The following is a 7,410-nucleotide window of genomic DNA, read 5'->3' on the forward strand; positions in this document are numbered from 1 at the left end:
GTGGGTCAGGACCGTTCGGGACCGGCTGTCTCGCGCTCCTCCCCGAGGGGCTCCTCGGGCACGGCCGCGTACTGCGGGTGGTGCAGGTCGAACGCGGGCGACTCGGAGCGGATGCGCGGCAGCACCGTGAAGTTGTGGCGGGGCGGCGGGCAGGAGGTGGCCCACTCCAGGGAGCGGCCGTACCCCCAGGGGTCGTCGGTGTCGACCTTCTCGCCGTACTTGGCGGTCTTCCAGACGTTGTAGAGGAACGGCAGCGTCGACAGGCCGAGCAGGAACGCGCCGATCGTGGAGACCGTGTTCAGCGCCGTGAAGCCGTCGGCGGCCAGGTAGTCGGCGTACCGGCGCGGCATGCCCTCCACACCGAGCCAGTGCTGCACCAGGAACGTGGTGTGGAAGCCGGTGAACAGCGTCCAGAACTGGATCTTCCCGAGCCGCTCGTCGAGCATCTTCCCGGTGAACTTGGGCCACCAGAAGTACAGTCCGCCGAAGATCGCGAAGACCACCGTGCCGAAGACGACGTAGTGGAAGTGCGCGACCACGAAGTAGGTGTCGGAGACGTGGAAGTCCAGCGGCGGCGAGGCCAGGATCACCCCGGTCAGGCCGCCGAACAGGAACGTCACCAGGAAGCCGGCCGCCCACAGCATCGGCGTCTCGAAGGACAGCGAGCCCTTGAGCATGGTCCCGGTCCAGTTGAAGAACTTCACGCCCGTGGGCACGGCGATCAGGAAGCTCATGAAGGAGAAGTACGGCAGCAGCACGGCACCGGTGACGAACATGTGGTGCGCCCACACCACCACCGACAGTCCGGTGATCGACATGGTCGCGCCGACCAGCGTCAGATAGCCGAAGATCGGCTTGCGGGAGAAGACCGGGATGATCTCGGTGATGATGCCGAAGAACGGCAGCGCGATGATGTACACCTCGGGATGGCCGAAGAACCAGAACAGGTGCTGCCACAGGATCGCCCCGCCGTTGGCCGGGTCGAAGACCTGCGCGCCGAAGCGCCGGTCCGCCTCCAGCACCAGCAGCGCCGCCGCGAGCACCGGGAACGCCAGCAGGATCAGGATCGACGTGAACAGGGTGTTCCAGGTGAAGATCGGCATCCGGAACATCGTCATGCCGGGTGCGCGCATCCCGATGATCGTGGTGATGAAGTTGACCGCGCCGAGGATCGTCCCGAAGCCGGCCAGTGCCAGCCCCATGATCCACAGGTCGGGGCCGACGCCGGGGGAGTGCACGGAGTCGTTGAGCGGCGCGTAGGCGAACCAGCCGAAGGCGGCCGACCCGTCGGGCACCAGCAGCGAGCCGAGCACGATCAGGCCGCCGAACAGGAACAGCCAGTACGAGAACATGTTCAGCCGCGGGAAGGCCACGTCGGGGGAGCCGATCTGCAGCGGCATCAGCTCGTTGGCGAAGCCCGCGAAGCTCGGGGTGGCGAACAGCAGCAGCATGATCGTGCCGTGCATCGTGAACAGCTGGTTGTACTGGTGGTTGTCCACGATCTGCAGTCCGGGCCGGGCCAGTTCGGCCCGCATCAGCAGCGCCATCACCCCGCCGACCAGGAAGAACACGAACGAGGTGATCAGGTACAGATGCCCGATCTTCTTGTGGTCGGTGGTGGTCAGCCAGTCGACGACCAGCCGGCCGTGCCGCTTGTTCCGCACGGGTCGCGCCGCTGCCTGCACGGTCTGGGTCCCCATGGCTCGCTCGCCCCTTCGCTTCGTCGCGTTCGGGTCCGCCCAAGCCCGCGCCACGCGTGGCCGTGAGCTCACGCCATGATGCGCGCGACGCGTGCGCTCCGACAGGGTGCGTGCGGACGTCGTGTGCGGAAACCGTGTATTTCCCATGTGGCGTCAGCGCCGGCGGGGCCGCCCGGAATCCGGCGGGAATGGAGTCCGGAGGCAGTTCTCGGGGGCTCTTTCCGGCGGCCTAATGGAAGGGTCGCCGCGACACGCGGAAATCACGTCCGATTGACCGCGGAAGGCGTACGGAACCGCTCGTACGTGTGAGTGATCCGGGCCGAAACGCGTGTCGTGATCCTGTGACACAAGTGTGACGCGAGGGGGATGCGTGACCCTCGGTACCGGTCCGGGCTTCCCCGTCCGCCGGATCACGCCTAGCGTGGCGGCATGGCACCGATTCCCGCTCCGCAGGCGGAGCCCCAGGACAGTCCGGACGCCTACGTCGGCCTCGACGCCGCCAGTGCCGAGCGCCTGGCGCGCGAGCGGGGCTGGGGCACCGTGCGCTCGCTGCCGCCGGGCGCGATCATCACGATGGAGTACCGCGCGGGCCGGCTGAACTTCGAGGTCAGAGACGGCCGGGTGGCGCGGGCCTGGAAGGGCTGAGCAGCGCGAAGGCCCCGGATCCTGGACAGATCCGGGGCCTTCGTCGTGCGGGGGTGGCTGTGCGTACCGGCCCCGCTGTCCTGTCGGCTAGTTGCCCGTGAGCGGGCGGGTCGTCGTGGTGCCACGCGGGACGCGGTCCGCGTGCGGCGGGCGGCGGCTGCCGGCCGGGGTGACCGGCGTGCGCTCCGAGCGGGCCGTGTGCGGCCCCGGGGCGAGGTAGACCGGCGCCCGGGGGGAGCGGGCCGCGGGGGCCGCCGGTTCGCGGGCCGCGGCCTCGTCCCGGGCGCTGGGACGCGCCGGCTGGATGAGCACCGGGGCGGGAGCGGCCGGTGCGGGGGCCGGGGCGCCGCGCCGGGAGCGCCAGCGGTCGCGCAGGTCGAGGATGCGGACCTCGGCGCGGGCGATCAGCGGCTCGCACCACGGCAGGGCGAGCAGGATCAGCAGGCCGGCGGCCCAGCCCAGGAGGACGTCGCTCAGCCAGTGCGTACCGAGGTAGACGGTGGCCATCCCGACGCCGAGCGAGGTCACCGCGGAGGCGGCGGACAGCCATCTGCGCGCTCGCGGGGTGGAGGCCAGATAGGCCAGGATTCCCCAGGTCACGACGGCGTTGGCGGTGTGGCCGCTGGGGAATATATCGCCGCCCAGGCCCATCTCGTTCGAGCCGATGGCGGTGGCGTAGTGCGGTCCGAGGCGCCCCATGCCGATCTTGGCGGCGCCGACCGTGAGGTTCAGCAGCAGCAGCGAGGTGCCCAGGGTCAGCAGCGGGCGCAGCGTGTGCTGCCGCCAGGAGCGCCAGCCCAGCCAGGCCGCCACCATCACGGCGGTGGGGCCGCGCTGGCCGAGCACCACGTAGTAGTCCACGAACCAGTGGATACCCGACCACTGCTGGTACGGGCGGAAGAACATGACCTGCCAGTCGAGGCGGACCAGCCAGGAGGTGGTCACCACGAGCCAGATGATCGCCAGGTAGAACGCCAGGGTGCCGGCGAACAGCGCCACCCGGTGCCGGCTCATCTTCGGCACGTCGATGTGGGCCGGTCGTTCCGGCTCCCGGTCCAGCCTCGCGAACACCCGGTCCAGACGGGTGAGGTTTCGTTCGGTACGCACCCAATCGACGTTACAGCGAGTGAGCTCCGTTCTCCGTCGAATCAGCGGCTTTGTGATGACGATGTGATGTGGGATTCCTCTCAGGAAGAGGTTTATTGCCAGGGATTCCGCAATGCTCGCCGACCGGTCCCTTCAATTCCTTTGATCATTCCATGGATCGGTTAATTGCGGCTTTCGAATTAGTTCACCGAAAGCTGGCGCGGATTTACCCGGCGGCTCATCACCCGGCGCGAGCCGGTCAGGGGGGACCGGAGCCGTTCAGCCAGAACGCCCCGTACACGGCCGACAGCGCGGCGAGACCGCCCACCACCAGCGCCGACCTGCGCGTACGCAGCCGGGACAGGGCCAGGGCGAGGGGCAGCAGCAGCGGGAACGCGGGCATCAGAAGGCGCGGTTTCGAGCCGAAGTAGCTCGACGCGCACAGGGCGAGCGCGGTGACGACACCCGCGTACACCAGCAGGGGGAGCGGCTGGCGCTGCCGTACGCAGACGACGTACAGCCACACGACCAGACCCACCCCGACGATCAGCCCCGCCCCCGCGAGCGCCGACGGAAACGACGTGAACCTGCCGGCGACGAAGCGGGCGAAGGCGTACCCGCCGTCGAAGCCGTTGCGCCAGCCCGCCTGGACGTCGAGATAGCCGAGCGGGCCCTTTCCCGTGCGATGGCCGACCCACAGGACGTATCCGCCGGCCCCCAGCGGGGCCAGCAGCAGCGCCACGGCGCGTCGTGCGGCCGTGGGGGCGCACGGGGCGCCCCGCGCGCCCACGGGTCCCGGTTCGCGCCCCGCGGGGCCCTCCCCGGGCGGCCTGGGGGCGCGTCCGCCCCTACGCGCGCCGTGCGGATCCGGCGTGCTCCGCTCTCGCCCGAACGAGGCGATCCCGGCCGCCCACACCGCAGCCACGACGGCCAGCCCGACCGGCCGGGTCAGCCCGGCGAGCGCGGCCAGCGCGCCCGCCGCGAGCCAGCGCCCGCTCAGCACGGCGTACAGCGACCAGGCGGCCAGCGCGGTGAACAGCGACTCGCTGTACGCCATCGACTGCACGATCCCGACGGGCAGCACCGCCCACAGCAGGACGGCGCACACGCCCGCCCGGGCGCCGTACACCAACTCCGTGACCGCGAAGATCCCCCAGGCCGCCGCGAGCGAGGCGAGCAGCGCCACGGCGAAGCCCGCGTCGGCGTACGACAGCGGGGTCAGCGCGTGCAGCAGCCGCTCCAGCCAGGGCAGCAGCGGGAAGAAGGCCAGGTCGGAGTGGACGTCGCCGTTCGGCAGCCGCACCTCGTAGCCGTACCCCGGCCCGGCGACCCGCGCGTACCACAGGGCGTCCCAGCGGGCCGTCAGCAGCGTGTACGCGCTCTTGCCGCGCGCGGCGCTCCACACGGCCAGCACGGCCAGGCCCAGGGCGCGGACGGCCGCGTACCCGAGGAGGGCCGGGGCCGCGCGGCGCAGGGCCGCCCGGCGGGGCGGGGCGGTACGCGTCGCAAGATCGGTCACGGGCTCGATTATCGACCGCGGACGGAACCGGGCGGCGGGGCCGCGCGTGGTTGCCGGGGAAGGGGAGTGGCGTACGCCACACGAGTTCAACGCGGAGTCTGAGAGGTCCGCCACGTGACCGCCGCGCGAACTCGCGTACGCTGACGTGTCACTCGCCTTCGTTGCGCGGGCCGGAGACAGCCGCTCCTCTCCGGCCGAGATCACGGGGAGTCCCCACCCCGTGTGCCCGCCGAACGCGAGGGAACATCTGGGAGGTACGTACATGTCCGGGACGACCACGGCCGCCGCCGCGCTGCGCCGTCGGACGGCCGGGGCAGGTGCCAACCGCTGGGTCGTCCTCGTCGTCCTGTGCGTGAGCCTGCTGCTGGTGGCCGTCGACGCGACCGTCCTGCACGTCGCGGTGCCCGCCGTCACCGAGGACCTCAAACCCGGCGCGATAGAGCTGCTCTGGATCGTCGACGTCTACCCCCTGGTCTGCGCCTCGCTGCTGATCCTCTTCGGCACGCTGGGCGACCGGGTCGGCCGCAGACGCATCCTGCTGCTCGGCTACGCCCTCTTCGGCGTCGCCTCCGGCCTCGCGGCCCTCGCCCGCGATCCCCAGGTCCTCATCCTCGCCCGGGCGCTGCTCGGCGTCGGCGGGGCGATGATCATGCCGGCCACGCTGTCGATCCTGCGCCAGGTCTTCCCCGACCGGCGCGAGCGGGCGGTGGCGATCGGCGTGTGGAGCGCGGTGGCCGCGGTCGGCGCGGCCGTCGGCCCCCTCCTCGGCGGCTTCCTGCTGGAGCACTTCTGGTGGGGTTCGGTCTTCCTCGTCAACATCCCGCTGATGCTGGTCAGCCTGCCGGTGGGCCGGGTGCTGCTGCCGGAGTCGCGCGGCTCGGGCGACGGGCCGTGGGACGTGGTGGGCGCGCTGATGGCGGCGGCCGGTCTGTTCGGGGTGGTGCTGGGCGTGAAACGGCTGGGCGGCGGCGAGCCGGGCGCCGTCACCGTGGTGGCCCTGGCCTCGGGCGCCGTACTGCTGGTGCTGTTCGTACGACGGCAGCGGCGCCGGACGCATCCGCTGGTGGACCTGCGGATGTTCGCCCGGCCCGCGTTCAGCACGGCGGTGGGCTGCATCGTGCTGGCGATGCTCGCCCTGGTCGGGCTGGAGCTGATCGCGGCGCAGTACCTGCAGCTCGTGCTGGGGCTGTCGCCCCTGGAGACCGGCCTGCGGCTGCTTCCGCTGACCTTCGCGGCGATGGCGGCGGGGCTCGCGGGCGCGCGGCTGCTGCGGCAGTTCGGGCCGCGCCGGATGGTGTGCTTCGGGTTCTGCCTGACCGCCGGGGCCGTGCTGCTGCTGACCGCGATGGGCGGTTCCGACAACACGGGGCTGCTGGTGGCCGGGTTCCTGCTGCTGGGCTTCGGACTGGAGACGACCCTGTTCGGGGCGTACGAGTCGATGCTGAGCGAGGCTCCGCCGGCGCAGGCGGGCGGGGCGGCGGCGATCGGCGAGACCTCGTACCAGCTCGGGGCGGGGATCGGGATCGCCTTGCTGGGCACCGTGATGAACGCGGCGTACGCGCCCGGGCTCGCGTCCGTGCAGGGGGTGCCGGCCTCGGCGTCGGCCGCGGCGGGGCATTCGCTGGGCGAGGCCTACGAGGTCGCCGCGCAGCTGGGCGGGCCGGTCGGGGTCGCCCTGCGGCGGGCGGCCCGGGATTCCTTCGTGCACGGGTTGCACGTGACGCTGCTGGTGAGCGCGGGGTTGTTGCTGCTGGGAGCGGTGATGGCGTTGCGGTTGCCGCGGGTGATGCAGTGCGGGGAGCCGGTGGGGACGGTACCGGTGCCCGCGCCTCGGGACGTGGTGGAGTCCCGCGTCTCGGTGTGAGAGACCGCCGGCCGATCCGGGGGCGGCGGGGTGTGGGATGCGCGCTGGACGTGCGCGACACTGCGTCGTAACGTCGGGGTCCGTATCGTGACTAGCAGTGCTAGTTTTTATCGTGCCGGAGGGTGTTCCCATGTCCGCGTCCTCGAAGCTGCCCCCGTTCGATCCCGCCGATCCGCTGGGGATCGACGACCTGCTGGAGCCGGAGGATCTCGCGATCCGGGAGACGGTGCGGGCGTGGGCGGCCGACCGCGTGCTGCCCTTCGTCGCCGAGTGGTACGAGAAGGGCGAACTGCCCGGCATCCGTGAGCTCGCGAAGGAGCTCGGGGGGATCGGGGCGCTCGGGATGTCGCTCCAGGGCTACGGCTGCGCCGGGGCCGGCGCCGTGCAGTACGGGCTGGCCTGTCTGGAGCTGGAGGCCGCCGACTCCGGGATCCGGTCCCTCGTCTCCGTGCAGGGGTCGCTGGCGATGTACGCCGTCCACCGCTTCGGCAGCGAGGAGCAGAAGCAGGGCTGGCTGCCGCGCATGGCCGCCGGCGAGGTCATCGGATGCTTCGGGCTGACCGAGCCCGACCACGGCTCCGACCCCGCCTCCATGC

The 7,410-nt window shown here is 71.6% G+C and carries 6 protein-coding genes; 3 read left to right on the forward strand and 3 right to left on the reverse strand.

Annotation, left to right across the window (positions count from 1 at the left end; genetic code table 11):
* Window positions 1-5 precede the first annotated feature (5 nt).
* Window positions 6-1,700 carry an aa3-type cytochrome oxidase subunit I gene (gene ctaD / locus ACYF6T_RS41530; RefSeq protein ID WP_461703158.1) on the reverse strand — a complete coding sequence of 565 codons (1,695 nt, stop codon included), beginning with the start codon at window positions 1,698-1,700 and terminating at the stop codon, window positions 6-8.
* A gap of 429 nt (window positions 1,701-2,129) precedes the next feature.
* Between ctaD and ACYF6T_RS41535 the strand changes: the two genes are divergently transcribed.
* The gene (locus ACYF6T_RS41535) at window positions 2,130-2,345 is read left to right on the forward strand and encodes an I78 family peptidase inhibitor (RefSeq protein ID WP_461703159.1); all 216 of its coding nucleotides are present in this window, start codon (window positions 2,130-2,132) and stop codon (window positions 2,343-2,345) included.
* An 87-nt stretch (window positions 2,346-2,432) separates the two neighbouring features.
* On the opposite strand, the gene ACYF6T_RS41540 is transcribed toward ACYF6T_RS41535, so the two are convergent.
* The gene (locus ACYF6T_RS41540; RefSeq protein WP_461703160.1) at window positions 2,433-3,452 is read right to left on the reverse strand and encodes a phosphatase PAP2 family protein; all 1,020 of its coding nucleotides are present in this window, start codon (window positions 3,450-3,452) and stop codon (window positions 2,433-2,435) included.
* Window positions 3,453-3,690: 238 nt separating this feature from the next.
* Complete coding sequence (locus ACYF6T_RS41545) at window positions 3,691-4,950, reverse strand: glycosyltransferase family 39 protein (RefSeq protein ID WP_461703161.1); 1,260 nt, start codon at window positions 4,948-4,950, stop codon at window positions 3,691-3,693.
* Between the two features lie 262 nt (window positions 4,951-5,212).
* Here ACYF6T_RS41545 and ACYF6T_RS41550 point away from each other — a divergent pair, with 262 nt between their 5' ends.
* Window positions 5,213-6,814, forward strand: a complete 1,602-nt coding sequence (locus ACYF6T_RS41550; protein ID WP_461703162.1) for an MFS transporter — start codon at window positions 5,213-5,215, stop codon at window positions 6,812-6,814.
* A gap of 130 nt (window positions 6,815-6,944) precedes the next feature.
* Window positions 6,945-7,410: acyl-CoA dehydrogenase family protein (locus ACYF6T_RS41555; protein WP_461703163.1), on the forward strand; the 466-nt coding region annotated here is incomplete at its 3' end.

It is taken from the genome of Streptomyces sp. 7R007, from assembly GCF_054850255.1.

What these genes read in the sequence shown, in the direction of transcription:
- ACYF6T_RS41535 (WP_461703159.1), top strand. Translation starts at nt 2,130, where the DNA reads ATGGCACCGATTCCCGCTCCGCAGGCGGAGCCCCAGGACAGTCCGGAC.
- ACYF6T_RS41550 (WP_461703162.1), top strand. Translation starts at nt 5,213, where the DNA reads ATGTCCGGGACGACCACGGCCGCCGCCGCGCTGCGCCGTCGGACGGCC.
- ctaD (WP_461703158.1), bottom strand. Translation starts at nt 1,700, where the DNA reads ATGGGGACCCAGACCGTGCAGGCAGCGGCGCGACCCGTGCGGAACAAG.